Source organism: Oceanispirochaeta sp. (assembly GCF_027859075.1).
Classification (GTDB): Bacteria; Spirochaetota; Spirochaetia; order DSM-2461; family DSM-2461; genus Oceanispirochaeta.
In genome coordinates this window covers 1-19,767 of record NZ_JAQIBL010000136.1, presented here as the reverse complement: position 1 = coordinate 19,767, position 19,767 = coordinate 1, and the positions used below count along the sequence as shown (strand labels likewise).

At 43.9% G+C, this 19,767-nt stretch carries 19 protein-coding genes and 1 pseudogene; 4 read left to right on the top strand and 16 right to left on the bottom strand.

Features of this window, described 5'->3' with window-relative positions:
* Window positions 1-18 precede the first annotated feature (18 nt).
* The 3 genes from dxr to PF479_RS07875 are packed head-to-tail and all read left to right on the top strand — an operon-like array spanning window position 19 to window position 4,634.
* Entirely contained in the window at window positions 19-1,149 is a 1,131-nt protein-coding gene (gene dxr, locus PF479_RS07885) for a 1-deoxy-D-xylulose-5-phosphate reductoisomerase (RefSeq protein WP_298004563.1), read from the top strand.
* Entirely contained in the window at window positions 1,146-2,492 is a 1,347-nt protein-coding gene (gene rseP / locus PF479_RS07880) for an RIP metalloprotease RseP (RefSeq protein WP_298004561.1), read from the top strand. Before dxr ends, rseP begins: the two co-directional genes overlap by 4 nt.
* A gap of 3 nt (window positions 2,493-2,495) precedes the next feature.
* A complete protein-coding gene (locus tag PF479_RS07875) occupies window positions 2,496-4,634 on the top strand; it encodes a WD40 repeat domain-containing protein (RefSeq protein ID WP_298004559.1) in 2,139 nt (712 codons plus the stop codon).
* Window positions 4,635-4,687: 53 nt separating this feature from the next.
* On the opposite strand, the gene PF479_RS07870 is transcribed toward PF479_RS07875, so the two are convergent.
* The 7 genes and pseudogenes from PF479_RS07870 to rpsF form a co-directional block, all read right to left on the bottom strand.
* Window positions 4,688-4,987 carry a late competence development ComFB family protein gene (locus PF479_RS07870; RefSeq protein ID WP_298004556.1) on the bottom strand — a complete coding sequence of 100 codons (300 nt, stop codon included), beginning with the start codon at window positions 4,985-4,987 and terminating at the stop codon, window positions 4,688-4,690.
* A 10-nt stretch (window positions 4,988-4,997) separates the two neighbouring features.
* Window positions 4,998-6,338 carry a replicative DNA helicase gene (gene dnaB, locus PF479_RS07865; RefSeq protein ID WP_298004554.1) on the bottom strand — a complete coding sequence of 447 codons (1,341 nt, stop codon included), beginning with the start codon at window positions 6,336-6,338 and terminating at the stop codon, window positions 4,998-5,000.
* Between the two features lie 12 nt (window positions 6,339-6,350).
* Window positions 6,351-6,947, bottom strand: coding sequence for a 50S ribosomal protein L9 (gene rplI / locus PF479_RS07860; protein WP_298004551.1), 597 nt, complete (start codon window positions 6,945-6,947; stop codon window positions 6,351-6,353).
* Between the two features lie 4 nt (window positions 6,948-6,951).
* Entirely contained in the window at window positions 6,952-7,914 is a 963-nt protein-coding gene (locus PF479_RS07855) for a hypothetical protein (protein WP_298004548.1), read from the bottom strand.
* Window positions 7,915-7,928: 14 nt separating this feature from the next.
* Window positions 7,929-8,141: pseudogene (rpsR, locus tag PF479_RS07850) on the bottom strand (30S ribosomal protein S18); the annotation flags it as partial.
* 237 nt (window positions 8,142-8,378) lie between these two features.
* Complete coding sequence (locus PF479_RS07845) at window positions 8,379-8,861, bottom strand: single-stranded DNA-binding protein (RefSeq protein WP_298004543.1); 483 nt, start codon at window positions 8,859-8,861, stop codon at window positions 8,379-8,381.
* A gap of 9 nt (window positions 8,862-8,870) precedes the next feature.
* Window positions 8,871-9,152 (bottom strand): 30S ribosomal protein S6, encoded by a 282-nt coding sequence (rpsF, locus tag PF479_RS07840; RefSeq protein WP_298004541.1) that lies wholly within the window; start codon window positions 9,150-9,152, stop codon window positions 8,871-8,873.
* A gap of 145 nt (window positions 9,153-9,297) precedes the next feature.
* Between rpsF and PF479_RS07835 the strand changes: the two genes are divergently transcribed.
* Window positions 9,298-9,750, top strand: coding sequence for a hypothetical protein (locus PF479_RS07835; RefSeq protein WP_298004538.1), 453 nt, complete (start codon window positions 9,298-9,300; stop codon window positions 9,748-9,750).
* Between the two features lie 32 nt (window positions 9,751-9,782).
* On the opposite strand, the gene PF479_RS07830 is transcribed toward PF479_RS07835, so the two are convergent.
* From PF479_RS07830 to PF479_RS07790, 9 genes are all read right to left on the bottom strand, one after another.
* A complete protein-coding gene (locus PF479_RS07830; protein WP_298004535.1) occupies window positions 9,783-10,796 on the bottom strand; it encodes an SIS domain-containing protein in 1,014 nt (337 codons plus the stop codon).
* Window positions 10,797-11,567, bottom strand: coding sequence for a PIG-L deacetylase family protein (locus PF479_RS07825; RefSeq protein ID WP_298004533.1), 771 nt, complete (start codon window positions 11,565-11,567; stop codon window positions 10,797-10,799).
* A gap of 3 nt (window positions 11,568-11,570) precedes the next feature.
* Entirely contained in the window at window positions 11,571-12,773 is a 1,203-nt protein-coding gene (locus PF479_RS07820; protein ID WP_298004530.1) for a diphosphate--fructose-6-phosphate 1-phosphotransferase, read from the bottom strand.
* Window positions 12,766-13,890 carry an ROK family transcriptional regulator gene (locus PF479_RS07815; RefSeq protein WP_298004527.1) on the bottom strand — a complete coding sequence of 375 codons (1,125 nt, stop codon included), beginning with the start codon at window positions 13,888-13,890 and terminating at the stop codon, window positions 12,766-12,768. The genes PF479_RS07820 and PF479_RS07815 overlap by 8 nt, the downstream gene beginning before the upstream one ends.
* A 176-nt stretch (window positions 13,891-14,066) precedes the next feature.
* The gene (locus PF479_RS07810; protein ID WP_298004524.1) at window positions 14,067-15,305 is read right to left on the bottom strand and encodes a hypothetical protein; all 1,239 of its coding nucleotides are present in this window, start codon (window positions 15,303-15,305) and stop codon (window positions 14,067-14,069) included.
* Window positions 15,306-15,360: 55 nt separating this feature from the next.
* The gene (locus PF479_RS07805; RefSeq protein WP_298004521.1) at window positions 15,361-16,524 is read right to left on the bottom strand and encodes a mannitol-1-phosphate 5-dehydrogenase; all 1,164 of its coding nucleotides are present in this window, start codon (window positions 16,522-16,524) and stop codon (window positions 15,361-15,363) included.
* Window positions 16,524-17,747 carry a carbohydrate kinase family protein gene (locus PF479_RS07800; protein WP_298004518.1) on the bottom strand — a complete coding sequence of 408 codons (1,224 nt, stop codon included), beginning with the start codon at window positions 17,745-17,747 and terminating at the stop codon, window positions 16,524-16,526. Before PF479_RS07800 ends, PF479_RS07805 begins: the two co-directional genes overlap by 1 nt.
* Window positions 17,744-18,430: a D-lyxose/D-mannose family sugar isomerase gene (locus PF479_RS07795; RefSeq protein WP_298004515.1), complete on the bottom strand. Its 687-nt coding sequence runs from the start codon at window positions 18,428-18,430 to the stop codon at window positions 17,744-17,746. The genes PF479_RS07800 and PF479_RS07795 overlap by 4 nt, the downstream gene beginning before the upstream one ends.
* Before the next feature lie 119 nt (window positions 18,431-18,549).
* On the bottom strand, window positions 18,550-19,767 hold a 1,218-nt coding region (locus PF479_RS07790; RefSeq protein WP_298004513.1), incomplete at its 5' end, for a HEAT repeat domain-containing protein.

Genomic DNA, 19,767 nt, shown 5'->3' with positions numbered 1-19,767 from the left:
TTCCTTACAGGATAGAACATGAAAAAAGTATTATTACTGGGTTCAACAGGATCCATCGGCCAGAACACACTGGATATTATCCGTCTATATACCGAAGAGTTCCTTCTTGTCGGGCTTCAGGCTCACAGTAATGAGCCCCTTCTGCTCCAGAATGGAGCAGAATTTCCCCATGCCCTCCTCTGCCTGAGCGGCAGAAGACCCGATTCTCAGCTGATCTCATATCAAGGCGGTGTTGGGATTCTTCAATTAATTGAGGATTCCCGTGCCGATATTGTTGTCAATGGTATTGTCGGTGCCAGCGGTTTAGGCCCCTCGGTCAAATCACTGGAATGCGGCATGAACCTGGCCCTGGCCAATAAAGAATCGATGGTTCTGGCAGGATCACTTATAAAACATCTGGCATCGGTGAACAACTGCCGTTTATTACCTGTAGATTCTGAACATTCGGCCCTTTTTATGCTGCTGGAAAATCAGAGAAAAGAAAATGTTTCAGAAATAATCCTCACTGCATCAGGCGGACCCTTCAGAAATAAATCATTGGAAGAGTTCAGTTCCATCAGCATAGATGAGGCTCTCGCTCATCCAACCTGGTCAATGGGCCGGAAAATCTCAATAGATTCGGCCACTATGGCTAACAAAGGTCTTGAAGTAATAGAAGCACAACAGCTTTTTGATTTTGATGTGGATAGAATCAAGGTTTTGATTCATCCACAAAGCTATGTTCACTCCCTCATCAGAACAAAAGACATGGCTCTGTATGCACAGATCAGCGAACCCGATATGAGACTGCCCATACAAGATGCCCTTTTTTATCCTCAGATGAGAAAAGTGCCCTGGACATACCTTGATCTGGCAGGGAAGACACTGGAATTCAATGAACCTGACTTGAAAAAATTCCCCATGCTCCATCATGCATTCGAATGTGCACGCCAGGGAGCAGCCAGCCCGATTGCCTACAATGGTGCCAACGAAGTAGCCGTGGATGCCTTTTTGAAGGAGAAAATAGGTTTTACTGCCATTGCTGATGTCACGGCACATACACTGGAATTTGACTGGTTTAAACAGCATAATACAGTAGATGAAATTCTGGAAAGCGACAGGAAGTCCAGAGAAATTGCGGAATCATATATAAGGACTCTTAAGACATGATAATACTGAAAATACTCTTTGGACTCTTCGGACTGTCCATTGTTGTCGTCGTTCATGAGGCCGGTCATTTAATTGCCGCCAGACTATCGGGTATAAAAGTGGAAGCCTTTTCCATTGGTTGGGGTAAAATCATTTATACCAAGATGTGGAAAGGAACCGAGTTCCGCCTTTCCCTCTTCCCCCTGGGGGGGTACTGCAAAATGCAGGGAGAACAGGCCATGATTCAGGCCTGGGAAAGTAAATCCAAAACAATTGAAAGTGCCCATGGTGACATGTACGGAGCCAGCTGGTGGAAGCGTATCATTGTATCAATCAGCGGTCCTGTAATGAATCTGATTTTTGCCGCAGTGATATTCTTTTCTGTCAGTCTTATAGGATATAATATTTACTTTTACCCCTCTCAAATAGTTCTGGCCTCGGAATACACTGACCGTACCGACTATCCAGCCGATTCTGCCGGACTTCAAAGCGGTGATTATGTTATTGCAGTTAATCACAAGGACATTGAGCGCTTTGATCAGCTTCAGGAAGCGATCATCCTTCATCCAGACGAGGATATAACCCTGACCATCCTCCGGAATGGCTTGGAAAAGACTATATCAGTACGTCCGGAATTGAATAAAGACAGCGGCGCCGGAACTCTGGGAATTTACCCCTGGATAGATCCTGTAGTCAGATCCCTTTCAGAAGATTCTGAGTTTCACTCTTTTGGTCTGCTCGGGGGGGACAGGATCACATCAGTCAACGGAGTGGAAGTACATCATGCCCTGGAGATAAGCAGTCTGTTGGGAAATGAAGGTATAAAATCTATTTCTGTAATCAGAAATGGTTTCGAAAAGAACCTCCTTCTGGATCAGTCGAAGGTGATAGAAAATGCAGGAATCCAATTTGATTATTTGACAATGAGAACAGAATCTGGACAGATCATGAAATCTTTCTCTGAAAGTTCTTCCGAAACATACTCAACAGTCAAAAATTCTTTAAAAGGATTAACTCTGCTATTTAAGGGAATCAACCTGCAGTCTGCCGTGTCGGGTCCCCTGCGGATAACCTATATGACAGGAGATCTGGCATTTTCAGGATTCAGTCATGGAATTTCCGAAGGGTTTCTAAGCTTTTTCCGCTTTCTGGCTCTCATTAATATAGCTTTGTTTATCATGAATCTCCTTCCCATTCCCGTTCTGGATGGAGGGCAGATTCTTTTGTTTCTGATAGAGGGTTTGACACGTAGAAAACCGAATCCAGCTGTATTATACAGATACCAGATGATAGGAACGGTCCTTGTTTTTGCTCTTATACTATTTGCCACCATGAACGATATATTATTTTTCTCGAGGAAATGAAGCATGCATAAATTAAAAATGATAATACTCTCTCTGCTTATGACATTCTCTTTCAATCTTATGGCTCAGAGTAATAGAATCATCATAGATTCAGGGCACAATAAATCCGTTGCCTCTCTGGAATATCATGAAATGAGCGGAAAGCTGGTTTCGGCAGACGAATCAGGTCTGATTAAAATATGGGATTTAGAGAGTGAAAAACTGGAATATCAGGTAGATACAGGACTAAAGGGATCTCTTGAAATCAAGGTTCATCCTCTGAAAACTGAAATTGCCATCCTGATCACACGTCCTGGATACAGCGGACTTTCAGTCTGGAATTGGAAAACCGGGCGCAACTTGTTTACTAAGAGTCTCACAAACCGGCCTGTACAGTTTGAATATTCAGGTAGTGGCAAATTTCTTTTCATTGTCCGTGTCGGTACTCCCAGTATAATTCTCTATGACAGTCAAAGCGGCAGGGAGTTTTCTTACTTGAAACGATTGAACGGTTTATTCAGTTCCGCCTATATCGGTTCTAAAGAGACAACCATCATGGCATATAGCAATTCTGGTTACTTCCGCTTTTATGATATTCGTACTGGATCCCTGCAAAATGAATCGACTACTTTAGAGGATTTAAGGGATATCACAGTGCTTCAGACTGAGGGAAAAAGATATATTATCGCCAGAAAAGAGGATAATCTTTTCATGGTTGACCGCCTGACCGGAGAAGTAAGGGATTCCTTGACTACTGCCAGGATGGTTTCATACTCTATTGATCAGAACAAGGGTGTACTCAGTATCATTAAGGAATCGGAAACCGGTAAACTGAGTATCAGTCAGACCGACACAACAGGAGCCAGGTTCACTCCCCTTTCAACCTCAAGCTATTTAAACAACTCCCGCCCTTTCAGTGAAGACATGACAAGGGATACCGGATATTTCAGAATCACTGATTCCTTCAGAGATATCCTGAGTGCGGAAAACCGGGTATTCCTCTCCGACAGTAGTGGAACAATCTGGCAGATCAACAAGGATAGTCTGAAACCGGAGATCTTCAAAAAAAATATTATTTCACCCATTCATGATCTGAGCTTTAATGCGGACAAGCTGTATATGCTGTCGGAAAAAGATATAATCAACTTGAAAAGCAATTTTTTTGTTTCCTCTCGTGTTCACAGCTTAAACCGATTGAGCGATCTGACCATAGGATTCTCTATGAACCCTCTTCCCGGAGAGTCCTATATGGAAGGTTATGATCAGGAACGCCTGCTTATCTGGTCTACTGAAAACAAAGGAAAAGGATACGTTCTCTATGATCCAGTAATGGATTCGGTCATTAACAGCAACAACAGTTACAAGTCGTCGCTGATACAGATCCATGTCCGAAACAATCAGGTGCTGGCTTTGGAAAGCAGTGGTGAAGCATCTCTCAGCAATATCCATACGGGCATTAAGGAATTTGATTTCTCAGCTCTGGGAATGGTCAGTCTGAACTTTGTAGATGATACAATGCTCATGGCAGGAAAATCTCTTATGAAGACAAGTAGGAATCCCCTCTTCACTGTACAGACCAATACAGGAGAAATTATACCTTTTGAAGATAACAGATTCCTGGTTCATAACATTCTCAGCCCGGAGAATGGGAATAGTATATATACAGTCGGTCTGTTGTCGAATAGTGATGGTTCCACAGAAACACAGATCAGAAGTCATCAGAAAAACAATCCGTCTCAGGTCACAACACTTTACAGAAGAGATGGAGAATGGATTAACTCCATTCTCACCGTTGATTCATCCTCTTATACTCCCACTCTTTACGGCAGTATCAGCGGTAGAGATATCATCAGGTTGAGAGGTTCTCAGAAAAAAGTATGGGAGTATGACAGAAATATAGACAACATGTTTTACCATGAGTCCATACTCTATATTATAAATAGTGATGGATCCCTCACTCTCTTTGATCCGCAAAGAGGCACAAAAATTGTTGATTATTATATGCTCAGTGATAACAACTGGATTGCCATATCCGCGGGAAATACTGAAAACCCCTATATAAGCAGCAGAAATGCTGCTCTAAGTATCAATTCTTTTTCCCAGGCCACAGGACGGGCTGTAAGGACACAGTTTCAAATCATGGACACAAAAAAAGAGGACTGATCCAGGTTCTCCTTTAAAGGAGACTGGATCTGAATCCACATTATATGAGTGAGTCAGGATTTGCTGTGAAGCGGGTTCTGGCTTATTTTTTCAATGGACTTTTGTACAACCGTCTCAATATCTTTGATCAGTGTTTCTGTTTCAACTTTTGTGAATATACTACCAAGAAGTGAAACTGCATAACGTGGTTTTATCTGGTTTAAGGCAAAACAAGCCATATCCTGCACACAATCTATGCATTTACATATATCTTCATTTCGAATTGCTCTAAGCTGTCTTTCCAGCTCTCTAAAAGCAACCTCTTCAACCTCATTTTTTATCTCATCAAGATTGTAATCTTCAAAAAAACTCATTGAATCTCCCTCAACTGCTGTATGCCAGGGGAACAAACTTGGTAAAATGTGGTATAAATGCCATTTTAACCACACCCACAGGTCCGTTTCGCTGCTTGGCTATGATAAGCTCAGTTTCTATATTTTCAGGTGTTCCTTCATGATTGTCAATCCCTCGTTCACGATGGAGAAACATAACGACATCAGCATCCTGTTCGATCGCTCCTGATTCACGGAGGTCTGCCAGTCCGGGAGCCTTTCCCTCAGTCTGACGGCCGACCTGGGACAGAGCAATAATAGGAATATCCAATTCACGGGCCAATGCCTTCAATGAACGGCTGACTTCCGCCATTTGTTCATGCCGGGGAATCCTCTTATCTTCAAAAGTTATAAGACCCAGATAATCGACAAAAAGAATCTTTACATCATACTTACTGACCATTCTTCTGGCCTGGGCTCTTAAATCCAGAAGCTTCATATTGGGAGTGTCATCAATCCACAGGGGAGCATCATAAATACTGCTGGCAGCATCTGTGAGGCTATTAAAGTCGGAAGGTTTCAGCAATCCTGTACGAATCTTATTGGAATTAATATTTGCCTGAAGGGACAGGAGCCTCTGCATGACTGATAGAGTTGTCATTTCCAGAGTAAAAAAACCGCAGTTTATTTTATTTTTGATCGCAATATTGGCGGCTAGGGTCAAAGCAAATGCTGTTTTACCTACAGAAGGTCGGGCCCCGATGACAATCATTTCAGATTTTTGAAATCCCGTGGTCAAGGCATCAAGATCATCGAAACCCGAGGGAATACCGGTAAAATCACCTTTTTGAGAATAACGCTGCTCTATGACATAGATCGCGTCTTTTATAACATCCCCGGCTGATTTTATGGAGTCTACGGATCTTTGATCGTTAATATCAAAAACCTGGCGTTCTACTTCTTCCAGTATTTCTGCAGTATCTTTTGAATCATCATGGGCCTGGGCGTGTATATTAGCGCTGATTGTCAACAATCTGCGTCTAACACTGCACTCCTGCACGATCTTGGAATAATATTCGATATTTGCTGTGGTAGGAACGGATGATGTCAGTCCCGAAATATAAGCAACGCCACCGGATTTTTCAAGAAGGGCCTCTGATTTCAGCTCTTCTATGAGTGTCAGAAGATCGACACCACTTCCTTTTTTTTCAAGTTGCTCAACAGCATGAAAAATATACTGATGAGCCGTCCTGAAAAAATCCCCGACTCCCAGATACATACGAACAGTATCCAGGGCATCGAGAGTAAAATTAATGAGAAGCGACCCCAATACCGCAGATTCGGCATCTTCGTTATAGGGGGGTATTTTGTCTTTCAGGGAACCTGAATCCATAAACTCCCGCGATTATTCGGTTGTGTTTTCTGAAACAGTTTCTGCATCTTCAACTGCTGCTGAAGATTCAGTAACTTCGGCTGCAGTAGACTCTTCTGCAACAGCAGCTGTCTCTACTTTGGTTTCTGCTTTACGAGAAGATCTAGACTCAGAACCTTCAGTCTGAATACCATTAATGGTCACTTTCAGATCTGCAGTTTCATTGCCGTAAAGTTTGACTTTTACAGTGAATGACCCTGTCAGTTTTATAGAGTTTCCAGAAATTTCGATCTTTTTCTTTTCGATGACAAGACCGATTTTGTTTAGTTCATCAACGATGGTCGCTGGTGTTACTGCACCGAAAAGTTTACCTTTGTCACCGGCAGGCATATCGATGATCAGAGTTTCGTTGCTCAGGCGGTCTTTAAGACCCATAGCATCTTTTCTCTTGGATTCTTTTCTTTTCTCGATAGATACTTTTTTCTGTTCAAACATGTTCAAGTTAGCTTTGTTGTATGCAACAGCCATTTTTTTAGGTATAAGGAAGTTTCTGGCGTAACCGTCAGCAACAACTTTTACGTCCCCTTCTTCACCAAGGCTGGACATATCCTGATTTAATATAATCTTCATGGATTTACTCCTTGTCAAATAGTCTGTAATTTACCCAGAGTTCGGATACACCGAGCCCTGCAATCAATATCAATAGAGCCAGATTGACACCCGGCATTACAATCAGAAATCCCGTAGTCATCAGCATCATTCGCTGCATCAGACGGGACACTTCCCTCTTCTTTAAGAAAAACTGAATAATTTTAATTCCTCTTAAAGCATAAGCCCCTGCAGAAATTAAAATAATGTTGGTCACAGCATAATGGGGAATAGTCCCCAATAAATGTATACCCCGCATCACAAACAGCTTATCCAGTAAAAAAAGAGTCAGCGGTATAAAAAGAAACCATACCCAAATATCGGGCAAATCCCAACTAAACGATTCTTTAACGGTTTGAATCCCTTTTGACCTGCTCATCAACTGTGAACCCATCCAATAGGAAAAAGTTATGAAAAAGTAGTACCAAACAAATCCAGTACTGCCAATCAGGTCCTGCAAAATGAGAAACAGAGTCTCACCATTTAAAGCTGTACTACTCCCTGTCATAGCTTCCGACAGATTCAGCCCGCGGCTGACCATCAGGATCTGATCGAGAGAAAGAATAATCTGATCCTTTAATCCATATGCCTTCGGCAGTACCAACAGGCTTAAGACGCCGGCTGCTGCTGTTATGAAAGCAATACGGACAGGAAGTGAAAAATCTTTCAACTCAAAATTACAGACGTATAGTCCAGCAACTGCAAGGAATAAAATAAAACCATCAATATAGACAAAACCCAGAGCCTGTAAAGGGCTCAGAACGATGATTCTGAATATTAGAATCAAGAAAATTGAGACCAGAGAAGACAGTATAAAAGAACTCCTATTTTTGCCTGCTGCAGAAAATTGCAGTGGTACGGCGAAAAAGGGGCATAGTATTCCCACATTATACAGCAGAGCCGTAATGAGTGAGATACCAGTAATCTTTCCAATCTCTCTTGTTTTCAATTCACAACCTTAGATTATTTTGTAACAAAAGGAAGAAGAGCCAGAGCTCTGGACCTCTTAACTTCTGTTGTCAGCATTCTTTGGTGTTTTGCACAGGTGCCGGTGATTCTTCTGGGAAGGATCTTACCTCTTTCTGTGATGAAACGACGCAATGAATCTGGTTTTTTGTAATCGACTTCCAATCCATTCTTACAGAACTTACATACTTTTTTCTTGTAAAATGTTCTTCTGGGAGGTCTGCTTCCTGAACCTCTATCCTGACCACCGGATCTGTATCCGGAAGGTCTTGCACTGACAGAACTTGCCTGTCCGGTACTTGCACTCTGATTATCTTCAGACATGTCATTTTCTCCTATTTCATAATTTCAATATCCATTCAATGTCTGAGTCTTTAACAACTCAGATCTTCTTTACGAACTGTGTGCACCGCACATTTTTCAGTGTTCACCCTGGGGGCTGAAGAATCAAAATGGTATATCATCCTCAAACCGATCTGCCTGTCCTCCGCCCGAACTCTTTTCAGGTTTACTGTATGACTCAAAAGGTTGAGAATTTCTGGGGGTTGATGTTCCCTGTTGATTACCCTGATGGGAAGAATCTCCCGTCTGCCCTCGGTCGTTTTTACTTCCAAGTAGCTGGATATTTGTGGCTTCGATTGTCACCTTGCTGCGTTTGTTGCCATCCTGCTCCCAGCGTTCCTGCCGGAGATGACCTTCAACAGCAAGCTGCGTTCCTTTACTGAGGTACTGATTCAGGGATTCTGCCCGTTTACCGAAAAGAGTGACATCAAAAAAGTTGGCCTCATCAACCCATTGATCTCCCTGTTTCCGTCTCCGGTTTACAGCTAGTCCCATTTTGCAAATAGCCCAACCCGTATTTGTATATTGGAGTTCGGCATCTCGAGTCAGTCTTCCGACGAGAATTACGCGATTTAAATCTTCTGCCATGGAAACTCCTTACTTTTCTTTTTTAACGAAAAGATATCTGAGAAGAGATGTCTGAAGTTTCAGAGCATTTTCAATTTTAAGGATTCCTGCAGGATCTGCATCGATATTGAGCAGATGGTAATGACCACGTTCGTCTTTTAGGACTGGGTAGGCCAATAATCTGTCACCCATATCTTCTTCAGATAGGGTTGTTACACCGTTTTTCTCAAAAATTTCTTTAACATTTTTCAGACCGGTAGCATAGTTGTCTTCCTTTACGCGGAAAACTGCTGTAAATTCATAGGATCTCATTATATCCTCCTTGCGGACTTGTATGATTTACTCCTAGGGAGCAAATAAAGAGGCTGTGAAAAAATAGCATAGGAGCTAATTGATGTCAAGCTAAATGCCCATGTTGCCGAAACATATAACAGGAAATAAGGACTGGGAGCGAAAGATGAGCGAGATGGTTCATTATGAAGATAACCTCTTTTATCTGCATACGGAGATTATCAATATACAGAACGGATTAAAACTGTCCATTGACAAAGAATTTTTTGCTTCCAGGATGATAAGTCAGATTTTTGCAATAGATGCAGTCCTGAACCGCCACTATGATCTTCTCAAGGAAAACCCATATTTGATCAGACGCAACGATTTCCTCTTCTCCATTCAGAAACTAAAAACCAGACTTTCAAAACTGATAGAGACAGTAGAAGAAAAAAAATCCTTCTTTTCTGAAAAAGATGCCGAGCGTTTTCCTGAATTGAAAAGGAAAATGGCATCCCATCTGGCAGATGTTCAGAATATTCGCAAGGAAATCAGTGAGAAGCTGGAAAACTCAACGGAAGACGCATCCAGCCTCTCAACAAGCGAATATGAATTGTTGATGCACTCCACAGAGGACTAGCCGAATATTTCCGGCAGAACCTATTATCTATCTTATTCTATGTATTCGTTTCCAACTTTTCTGGCCCTGACGGGCGTATCCAGATCAATTCCAAGGGACAAACCTGTTTCCACCAGAAGATTCCATCCCGCCGCGAGTTCAACATAGTTTTGAAAATCTCCGGCTTCGGGGATCACAATGCTATGGGTGAATGATGTTTTCCTTGAGGCAATTGAAATAATCTGAACCCCTACCCCCTTTGTCAGACATTCCAGAAACTTTTCCTCTTCCTCTCTGAAGGGGTCGATAACAACAAGAATATCCTTTGAATTCATGACTTCCTCGATGCCATGGGCTGCGTAGGTCCCTTCAAGGAAATCCGATTTTTTCCGGGTTATCTCATTTGTTTTCAGAGTCAGTTCTTCGGCTACTCCGTTATTGCGTCCTGAAAAATATATCATATCCGCTGAGGCGATCAAATTAATAAGAGACGGATCTATTTCCATTTTGAGGGCTTTTTCTACAGACTCTGCCGCCTGATCAAGACCTTTTAGAGTTTCATTCCTTAAGCCTGCTCTCAGAGCATCATAAAAAAGAGCCTGTTCGGCCACACTCTTTGTCGCAGCCACAGCCTTTTCGGCTCCGCATCTCAATACATACGTGGTCTGACAGAGGGATTCCAATGGAGAATTTTCAGAGGCGGTAATACCAAAAAGTCTTTGATGAGAGTCTTTTCCCAGCTTATGAAAGAGTCTGATCAGTTCCTTCGTTTTCCCAGAATTGGATGATCCAAAAACAGCACGGTCCTTCAGATCATAGTCCATTGCCTGGGTTGATCCCTCTGTGAAAAATCTGGTCGTTTCTCCCTTCATCAGGGACTGGGTAATGGCTCTCTTTCCAGGAAATATTCTACTGGAGCCTTCTCCGGTAAGGAGAACATCCTGAGACTGAGAAACGGCATCAACGAAGTGCTGTAGATGGGGGATATTGAGACTCCGGATGACTCGGGGAGTTTCAAGCATTTCTCTGCATAAGGCAAATTTCTGATATTTTTCATCTTGATTCATTTATTTTTCCTTTAGGATAATATGTTTTTTCAGGACATCCTGAATGAGCGGGTTTTTCTGAAACCCCCCACCCAGATGCTGCCAGAAGCATTCTGCGTAGTCCACACCCACCCCTATTCCCAGTTCATGGCTGAATTTCTTCATTTCTCCAAAGAAATCATCAATCTTATGCATATGCTTCATCAGCTGAATCTGCGATTCATGGCAGCCCAGCATTTTCAATTTCACATCAATGGTAGAACCTATATCTACATAGAAATGGGGAGATGCCATGGGAAAGCCCAGGGGGTCGCTTAAGCTCATGGGAGCGCTATGATACAATAGAGGGGTAACAGGGAGGGCCTCCTCCCTGGAGGGCACATTGGGCAGGGAAGAGATCATGGCGGCAGCATCGCAGATGGCTCCTGTGGCTCTATGATCTGCATGATAATCATTAAGGAGATGTGTGATAACTATGCCCGCTTTTGTCTTGCGGATTATATCCACCATCCTGATTCTGACCTCTTCATGATCAAAGACAAATCCATCCCTCTGATCCAGACAGTAATAGTCGGCATCAAGGAGAGCCGCAGCCTTTCGGGCTTCTTTTTTACGAACACAGATTGTTTCATCCTCATTCCCGCTCATCCCACCCATGCCGCCGGCCGTCATGGTGGCGATGGAAATTTTAAAACCTGCGTTTTTCAAGAGGGCCAGGGTTCCGGCACACCAGGCTTCTGCATCATCAGGATGCGCCTGGACCACCAGTACATTTTTATTGAAATCAGTCATACCTTATTCCTTATGAAATTTCTGTTCTAATTCTACAAAGCGGGGGAGAGTGGAAATCAGGGGAGACAGATATCTGATAAAATCTGATGTAACATCATTCCCTCTCTCATTAATAAAATTCTGAGGTAGAACTCTTGCTTTGACGGCTACATCTGTAAGGGGAACCTGACCCAGGGAAAACTCATCGCTGTTGCTGCGTTTGATATTGACCATCACGCCGGTTGTTCCCTCACAGGCCAGCGTCACAGCCCTCTGGCCACAGGCATATGCCAGGTCCAGATCCAGGGGTTCGCTTCGGTCAAAGGCGCTCATGATGAGTGATTCGGTGATCTGAAACTCTCCACGGGCCCCGTCCAGTGCATCTGTTAGAATTTTATGGACATTCAGGGCCACACTGGCTCCACCCATGGCCCCGAACTCGGTATTATTGAATTTATCCTTGTTCCGGGCTGCACTCACAGGAGTTCCGTCTTCATATAAAAGCCCCTCACTGACAACGATAGAGACCCATCCATATTTCTTGACGCAGTCTTTTGCATCACTGATGAGCTGATCAGGTTTCAAAGGCTTTTCGGGACAATAAATGAGATGAGGGGCATCCCCCTCTTTGTTTCTGGCCAGAGCCGTTGAAGCGGCAAGCCATCCTGCATCTCTTCCGATGGTCTGATAAATGACAAATTGATCTACTTTTTTCATATCCCGGGACAGAACGCCGGCCTGCAGAACATTCAGGATGTTACTCCGTGCAGCCGATGGAAATCCCGGAGTAAAATCCGTTCCAAACAGATCATTGTCCACCGTCTTGGGGATGCCGATTCCTCTGAGATCATAATTCTGTTTTCGGCAATAAGATTCGACCCGGTGAACCGTATCCATGGTGTCATTACCGCCGATCAGGAAAAAAAACCGGATATCATATTTTTTTAGCACATCCAGAATAATGGGGAAATCTTCTTCCACCAGTTTATGACGGGAAGAACCGAGGGCCGAGGATGGGGTGACCCGCAATCCTTCCAGGATGGCGGGACTCTGGGCTGTCAGATCAAAAAATTGTTCCTTCATGAACCCCTCTATCCCGTAATTCATACCAAGGACCCTTGTAATGTCCTGATTTTCCAGAGCCTTTGAAATGACTCCTGCGAGGCTTGAATTAATGACAGATGTGGGTCCGCCGGATTGTCCGATCACCGCTTTACCTTTAAGCATTTAAAACTCCCAATGTTTTTTTCTGATTCAAGACAACTTCCCACTGCCCCTTCAGAAGAGAGGATTCTTTGAATCCGGGAAGAGTAAAGATCGTTTTGATAAAAAAAGATGCCCCACCCTGAGCAACTTCCCAGATTCCATTCTCTGAATAACTCCAGCTGAAGGGAAGAGTCTTTTTGAGTATCCCTTCCAGTTTGATTCCATGCAGAAAAAAGTCTCCTCCCAGAATCACCTTGTGAGGATCCAGGGCAGATAGTACGGGGTTGATCGTTTTAAAAAGCGAAGTAATATATTCCTCTGATGCCCTGGTGGCGGAAGAATCATCCCGATTCAGCTCATCGAGGAATTTATCCCGAAGATCATCACTGACCGGAGAGACCCTGAGCTCTCCTGCCGCATAGCTGGAGCCGCGGTAAACACTTCCATGATGGACAATGCCAATCCCGATTTCCTGGTCCCAGGTCTGCCTGTTTATATTGGAATGGAACTGTAGGAGAAGACAAACCAGATTACCTTCAAACTCCCGTCGCCCCATGATTTCTCCCCAGGCAAAACAATTGGCGTCGTTTTCTATCAGGACGGGGATGCCCAGGCTCTCCCTGAGATCCCGGGCGAGCTCCTTTTGAGAGAGGACCAGTGGCAGGGATAATAAGACAACTCCTTGATCCGGGTTTATCCTGCCGGGAAGACCCATCCCCATGCCGAAGATAGGTGCTGAAAACTTTGTTTCCAGGTCCTGGATTAGTTTTTTAAGAACCGATATCAAATGAGGAACAGAATTTTCTGTCAGTTTTATTATATCCTGTTTCAGGGTCTCTCCGGATAAACTGTTCAGACTGAAGCGAATATAGGAGTCCTGCCACTCGACTCCTAGAATCAACTTTTCCTCGATTCTGAGTCCTATGGGAATACGGCCTCCCCGTTCACCTGCTTTCCCGGTCTTTTCTTCCCTGACAAAACCATCGGCCAGGAGATCATTAACAATATGTGTCAGGGTAGACCTGTTGAGTCCCAGGAGTCCTGAGGCCTCTATACGGCTGATTCCGGGCCTGTTTCTGATCAGGTCGATTGTTCTGCTCCTGTTGAGGTTCCCTTCCTGAGCTTTATTTTCAGACATATACATCCTCATCAACCTGTTTGTTGGTTGCATCAACAAACACATTCTATTTTTGATCTCTCCTTTTGTCAAGGAAGTCTTATTATTTGGCTTTCCTTTCAAATACAAAAAAACCGGTAATACACAAATTGAATCCCGGTTAATGTATCTGTTTTCAAATATTGGAAGATTCTATCTCAATGCTGTAGAGAGGTGGCGTTGAGTTTTTTCAACTCATCAAAAGTCCCTTGAGCCTTTACTTTCACGATGGAACCTTCTTGTGACCCATGAAGTATCAGACTGTTATCAGAGAGCTCAAGGTCATATATTCCTTCATCAAGAATATCCTCTTCATAGGAAAAAAAGGCTGTACCATAATTCAGAACTCTGGATTCTCCCGGATTCAGTACAAGATGGGTAGGATGACCCATTAAGGATGGATGATCTACAGACTCTTCAAGGCCATTAGCATAAAAACTGACGGAATTCTCTGAACCGAGACAGAAGGATCTGTCACTCCCGCCATCCTGTGCTGCCCAGGGTTGAAAGGGTCGGCCCCCGTAGTTCATCCAGTAATTGTAGAAATACAAGGGGATTTCAGCCTTTGTCACCGACCCGGGACCGGTAAACCAGGAAAGGTAGACCAGTTTCTGACGAGGATTAATGATGGCGGTCCAGCCGATCCGACAATCATCGGGTACCTTTGCAGCGACAAAATCAGTAAAACCCGTGACTCCCGGGACTCTGGAAAAATCAGCAGTTCCTCCGGTTCTCAAGGGCATTTCAGAGAGAGATCTGCTCCTGGAGCCCGGCTCCAGCTGCCCGGTTGTATCAAATTCAGTACCCAGGGGAGGAACAGCAAATTCTTCGGAATTATTACAGATAAGACATCCTGATTCCAGAAAAGGAGCTCCCACCGTATTGTGCCAGCCGATATTCATCTCTTCCTTACCATCAGAACGATTTGTCACGGTCAGACTGGCGTAGTGGACATTTTCATCTTTGCGGATCATATCGATTTTTTGATACCTTAAGGGCTGATCCGGCGGTGTCAGCTCCCAGTGAACAGAGACGGAGTTCTCTTTTTTCATCATGTCCAGGCACTCCCAGTTCATAAAACTGGTAAAGCCATGGGGAGGCATTTCTGATCCCTTCCAGGTATGACCGGGGCCGAAATTGGGGCAGCAGGGAAAATTTCCGGCAATATCATAAAGCAAAGGAACTTTCCAGAAGGCTTCATGCTCATGGGCGGACCATTTTGAGGAAGAAGTATTCCTGAACCAGGGCTGCCAGTGGGCATTTATCCAGGCCTTGTCTTTCCGGGAACTGAGCTCGGGCACCATACCCTTATCATTGTTCACCAAAACCCTGAAAGAATCATTTTCAAGGAGAACGCTCTCTCTGGCACCTATATCTGTTGTTTCTTTAATATTCATACAATCCTCCTCGGATTACTATAAAGGAAAATCCACTGTTTTGTAAAAAGAATGATTATAAAACTAAGAGGTTTTCAATCTGCTTATCCCATTTATCTCCCAGGGATGACAAAGATCTATAAATCCCTATGATTCCCTGTGCCGCAGCGTCTCTGCAAATTTCACGGTCTTCCTGATCAGCCTCATTTGACAAACCGAAGCTCAATGAAGCACGGTATACCTCCCCGAGTGCATCGGCAGGCATCTGATGCTTCAAAATCAATCTCATGGCACCGCAGATTCGGTCCTGGGGAGCCAGCTTCCTTTTCAGATCCCGGCCCACCCTTTGAACACTATCGCCCAGAGAGGGATTTCTAAACCGGAACAGTAGATCTTCAACATGCTCCTCCAGTTCCTCCCGGGTAAAAACCCCGGAATATTCCTGGATCAGGGCCGCGGCACACTGCAGCATAAGCGATCGTACCTTATTCAAAATCTCCGGATCTGCCAGTACCTCACAAATGGTTTTCATCTCAGAATGAGAAGATCTACCCAGATAGGCCGCTGCCGCATGACCCAGATTGTGGATGTACAGTTTTCTGTCCACATAGGCCTGAATAGGACTGACAAGTTTTATATCTTGACTGATGGGATATTCACCCTTAAAACCCTCACGATCCAGGATTAATGTATTGTAGGGTTCTGCATAGACCCGAAGGGGATCAATGGCCCGGTCATCTTCCGATATGAAAGGAACCATTTTCCCAATGCTCGTTTCTACAATTCCCGGAATTTTTTCAGGGGGAAATTCCGCAGACAGTTGCTCTCTGAGAAAAGAGCGGCAATATTCCCCTCCTCCGGGTATATTTTCGGCAAGTATTATGTCCAGAGGATGATTCACACTGTTCTCTATCCGCTGTGGAAGAACTTTGGCAATCAGTGCCATGACGGCAGGAAGCCCCCATTGGCCAACCGAGGAAATCACAATATCCGCGGATAGAAGGACTTCACGTATTTGCACCGACTCATCCAGGGAGAGGCTTTGAAACCCATTAATGACAGTCTCTGTTTGTTTATCATTCTCACAGATGATAATGGTATACTGTTTTTTATCCCTCAAGTCCTGGATCAACTCCCTGTTCATGTCAATGATGGTCATTTTATAACCGGCATCCTGAAATACAGGAGTGATAAAGGACCGGCCGATATTTCCTCCGCCGAAGAGTACTGCCTGTTTCATTAATCCATTCCTTTAATGGGACCGTTGATGCCGGGAAGAGTATTTTCAAGATAGTCCTGACGGATGCGCCTGAGATGTTCTTCCTTCTCGCCGGGATGAGATTCCCGGATGCACCCACCCTTGCTGTAAAGAGCCAGACCACCGCTGCAGATCCCTTCTATGGCGGCCAGTACCGGATCAAGTGGACCGATGCCTTGAGCATCAAGCTGCCGGGCGATGGAAACGAGGACTCCACCCATAAAATTATCACCACATCCCGTTGTATCCCCTTTCTTTTCGGGATGAACGACTAAATCAGCATCAACATAGGGACTGACAGGTAGATAAATGCCGGAACAACCCTTAAAAAGGCCGTTTTCATTTGAATACAGATACAGATCATCCCGTCCTCTCGTAATTATAAAGGCACCCAAACCCGAGTTTTTGAAGAAATCGGCTGCGTCGTCCAGGTTCCCGGTTCCCGATAACCTGAGGGCCTCCTGATAATCAGTCATCATAAGGTCAATGTAGGGATAAGCCTGGCCCTCCCCACCTCCCAGTGGCCAGGGAGCAATAGGATTTTTTGATTCATTCCGAAAGTCATAAACCGTTCCCAAAATATTGATACGGTCCAAATTTTTTGATTTTTTAAGAAGCTCTGTCAGATTGTCATGGAGAGGAGGAACCAGGGCTGAACCGCCCCATAAAATGATGTCCCCATTAAAAAAAGTCTGATCCAGAAGGTCTGTATTAAAATGATCGGCCGCACCAAGTCTGTTAATAAAGGTACGCTCTCCCGATCCGTTCTTGAAACCCGGATCGGACAAAACAGTTGTGGAAGGGACAGCTCCGGCGGCTTCCAGAGGGATGTATTTCAGAGGAAACCAGTCTAAAAACTTCTGCAGCTCCCGAAATTCCTCTGATTGATTGTAAACGCCATAGAAGGTGCAATCCCATCCTTCAGAGAACAGGACTTGTGAAGCATGGACCATGGCGACGACGCCCGGTCCTCCCAGATTGACAGTATCCGGAGACTTGCCCCGGCAGAGTTGGTTCAAAACCTCATCTTCAGTTTCACCTGCAAATTCTGCCAGATCTTCTGCAAAAACAAGATGTCCCGGGATCAGTCCTCCGTCACCGGATTGTCTTGAACTGTATTTTTTAAACTCAGCATTGTTGAATGAAAAATCTGTATAGATATAATCTAAAAGACAGCACCCAGTGGAAGAAATTATTTTTTTCATAAGAATTCTTTTTTAAATGCCTCATAATCTGAGACAAGATAGTGTAGAGGCTTTTCGTCTTCCTCAACGAGAGGAAAGCGACCAACATTGTCGTAAAAACGGTTATCCCGGGAATCATCATTCACCTGACTCACTTCACCCACCAGGACATCTCCCTCGCCGGGAGCACCATAAAACCGGTGATACACAAAGGGCTCAAGGCAAAGGCTCTGTCCGGGATTCAGGGAAATTGTTTCACCTGCACTTATATGGTATTTTCTATCATCTAAATATACATCAAAGGATTCATCAGAGAGTTCTTCATTCTCCGAGGCTTTATAGAGCTGAAATTGTAGCTTACCACCCCCTCTGTTTATAATGTCTTCCATCTTGTTCCAGTGAAAATGCAGAGGAGTTTCCTGGTTTTCCCTGACAATCATGATTTTTTCTGCATAGGTTTTGGCACTTTTTCCATAAATTCCATTGCGGAGTGTAAAAAGGAATAAGCCTTTTCTCTTAAAGTCGTTTGAACCAAAATCTGTAATATCCCAGCCAAGATTGCATTTGAAGATCTGTTCACAGACACGGTAATGTTCCTGCCACTGTTCCAGACTCCAGGAGGCCCACTCTGGAAGGCTCCAACTGAACTCTTCCAGAAACTCCAGGGCATCCTTCATGATGCTGTTTATTTCACTTCGCTTCATTTTTTCACTTGTCCTTTCTTTTTGATTGGAGGTTGCTTGAATCATACTGATGAGAAAGACATCAATGCTAACCTAGGTAAGCATTGTATAATTATTTCTTTAATTTGGCAATCAAGAGATCAAAAACTTTCCAAGGCAGCCTTGGCTTCCCGACGGACATTAATTTGCTGACCTTCAATGTCCAATCCGGATATATTTTCTTTCAATACAGATAATTTATTCAGTTTTGCACCCCGGATGCCATATATTTTGACTATATAATCAGGATGACTCAGCATTTTTTCAAAGAGAGGCTTCAGACTCTCCCACTCGCTGGTACTCAGTATTTTACAAAAAGGAGCCAGCTCATTGTCCTTATCTATTCCCCATTTTGGTTCAAAAAACTTTTCAAGAGATTCAATAGAACCGGTGATTTTATTTTCTACTATAAGACTGAGTGCTTTTTGTCTAATATCAAAGGGGATTCTCTCACCTTCAAACTGGCTGATTATGAATTCTGCTGCCTGAGAGTTGTTGATCTTCGCCAGAGCCTCCAGGGATGAATACCGGACCTGTCTGACAGGATCCTTCTTCACTTTATACTCCAGAATATCGACGGCTTCGACAGTTTTCCTTTCAGCAAGGCCTTCTGATGCAGCCACTCTGATACGCCAGAATGAGTCTCTGAGAGCAGTGAGCAGGAGCTTTTCTACCTCCTTCCCCTCAAACTCTGTTATCCCTTTCAGGATATATGATCGGAGCAGACTATTTTCCGAGGCTATGTACATCGACATGAGAAGATCCAAACTTTCAGACTTATTCAACTGACCAAGGGCAATCGCCGAAAACTGACGCTGAGAAGCCGGTGCATCTTCATCCTGAAGAATGTTTTCCATTAAAGATTGAGCCTTCTGGTATTTCAGTTCGCCCAGAACCAGGATGGCACTGGCTGAAAAATCCTGATATTCAGAGTCACCCGAATACTCATCCAATAATTCCATGATTTCATCGACTCTTGAATCATCTTTCAGCTTTCCGATCCCTCTCAGAGCCGCGGAAGCAAGGGTTTGATCGTTGTCTTTCAGAAGATCATAAAAAAGTGCGGCCGCATCGGCAGACTCAATACTTCCCAGATAACTGACGGCTGCCAGAAGAAGATTTGTCGAATATTCATAGTCTTCCAGATGATTCTGCAGAAGGAGCAGGGCCTGTTCTTCTGCCAGATCTACCTTCTGAGTGCCAAAATAGTCCAGGATGGCTCTGTTTATTTCGGTATTTTCATTTTGAATCAGCAATTCAATCAATTCTTTATTGAAAGTCATATCTTTTTGAGATCGAATCACATTGATCACATCCAG

Bases quoted from the DNA above. Each gene is read 5' to 3' on its own strand.
- dxr (WP_298004563.1), top strand. From the start codon at position 19: ATGAAAAAAGTATTATTACTGGGTTCAACAGGATCCATCGGCCAGAAC.
- rseP (WP_298004561.1), top strand. From the start codon at position 1,146: ATGATAATACTGAAAATACTCTTTGGACTCTTCGGACTGTCCATTGTT.
- PF479_RS07875 (WP_298004559.1), top strand. From the start codon at position 2,496: ATGCATAAATTAAAAATGATAATACTCTCTCTGCTTATGACATTCTCT.
- PF479_RS07870 (WP_298004556.1), bottom strand. From the start codon at position 4,987: ATGAGTTTTTTTGAAGATTACAATCTTGATGAGATAAAAAATGAGGTT.
- dnaB (WP_298004554.1), bottom strand. From the start codon at position 6,338: ATGGATTCAGGTTCCCTGAAAGACAAAATACCCCCCTATAACGAAGAT.
- rplI (WP_298004551.1), bottom strand. From the start codon at position 6,947: ATGAAGATTATATTAAATCAGGATATGTCCAGCCTTGGTGAAGAAGGG.
- PF479_RS07845 (WP_298004543.1), bottom strand. From the start codon at position 8,861: ATGGCAGAAGATTTAAATCGCGTAATTCTCGTCGGAAGACTGACTCGA.
- rpsF (WP_298004541.1), bottom strand. From the start codon at position 9,152: ATGAGATCCTATGAATTTACAGCAGTTTTCCGCGTAAAGGAAGACAAC.
- PF479_RS07835 (WP_298004538.1), top strand. From the start codon at position 9,298: ATGAGCGAGATGGTTCATTATGAAGATAACCTCTTTTATCTGCATACG.
- PF479_RS07830 (WP_298004535.1), bottom strand. From the start codon at position 10,796: ATGAATCAAGATGAAAAATATCAGAAATTTGCCTTATGCAGAGAAATG.
- PF479_RS07825 (WP_298004533.1), bottom strand. From the start codon at position 11,567: ATGACTGATTTCAATAAAAATGTACTGGTGGTCCAGGCGCATCCTGAT.
- PF479_RS07820 (WP_298004530.1), bottom strand. From the start codon at position 12,773: ATGCTTAAAGGTAAAGCGGTGATCGGACAATCCGGCGGACCCACATCT.
- PF479_RS07815 (WP_298004527.1), bottom strand. From the start codon at position 13,890: ATGTCTGAAAATAAAGCTCAGGAAGGGAACCTCAACAGGAGCAGAACA.
- PF479_RS07810 (WP_298004524.1), bottom strand. From the start codon at position 15,305: ATGAATATTAAAGAAACAACAGATATAGGTGCCAGAGAGAGCGTTCTC.
- PF479_RS07805 (WP_298004521.1), bottom strand. From the start codon at position 16,524: ATGAAACAGGCAGTACTCTTCGGCGGAGGAAATATCGGCCGGTCCTTT.
- PF479_RS07800 (WP_298004518.1), bottom strand. From the start codon at position 17,747: ATGAAAAAAATAATTTCTTCCACTGGGTGCTGTCTTTTAGATTATATC.
- PF479_RS07795 (WP_298004515.1), bottom strand. From the start codon at position 18,430: ATGAAGCGAAGTGAAATAAACAGCATCATGAAGGATGCCCTGGAGTTT.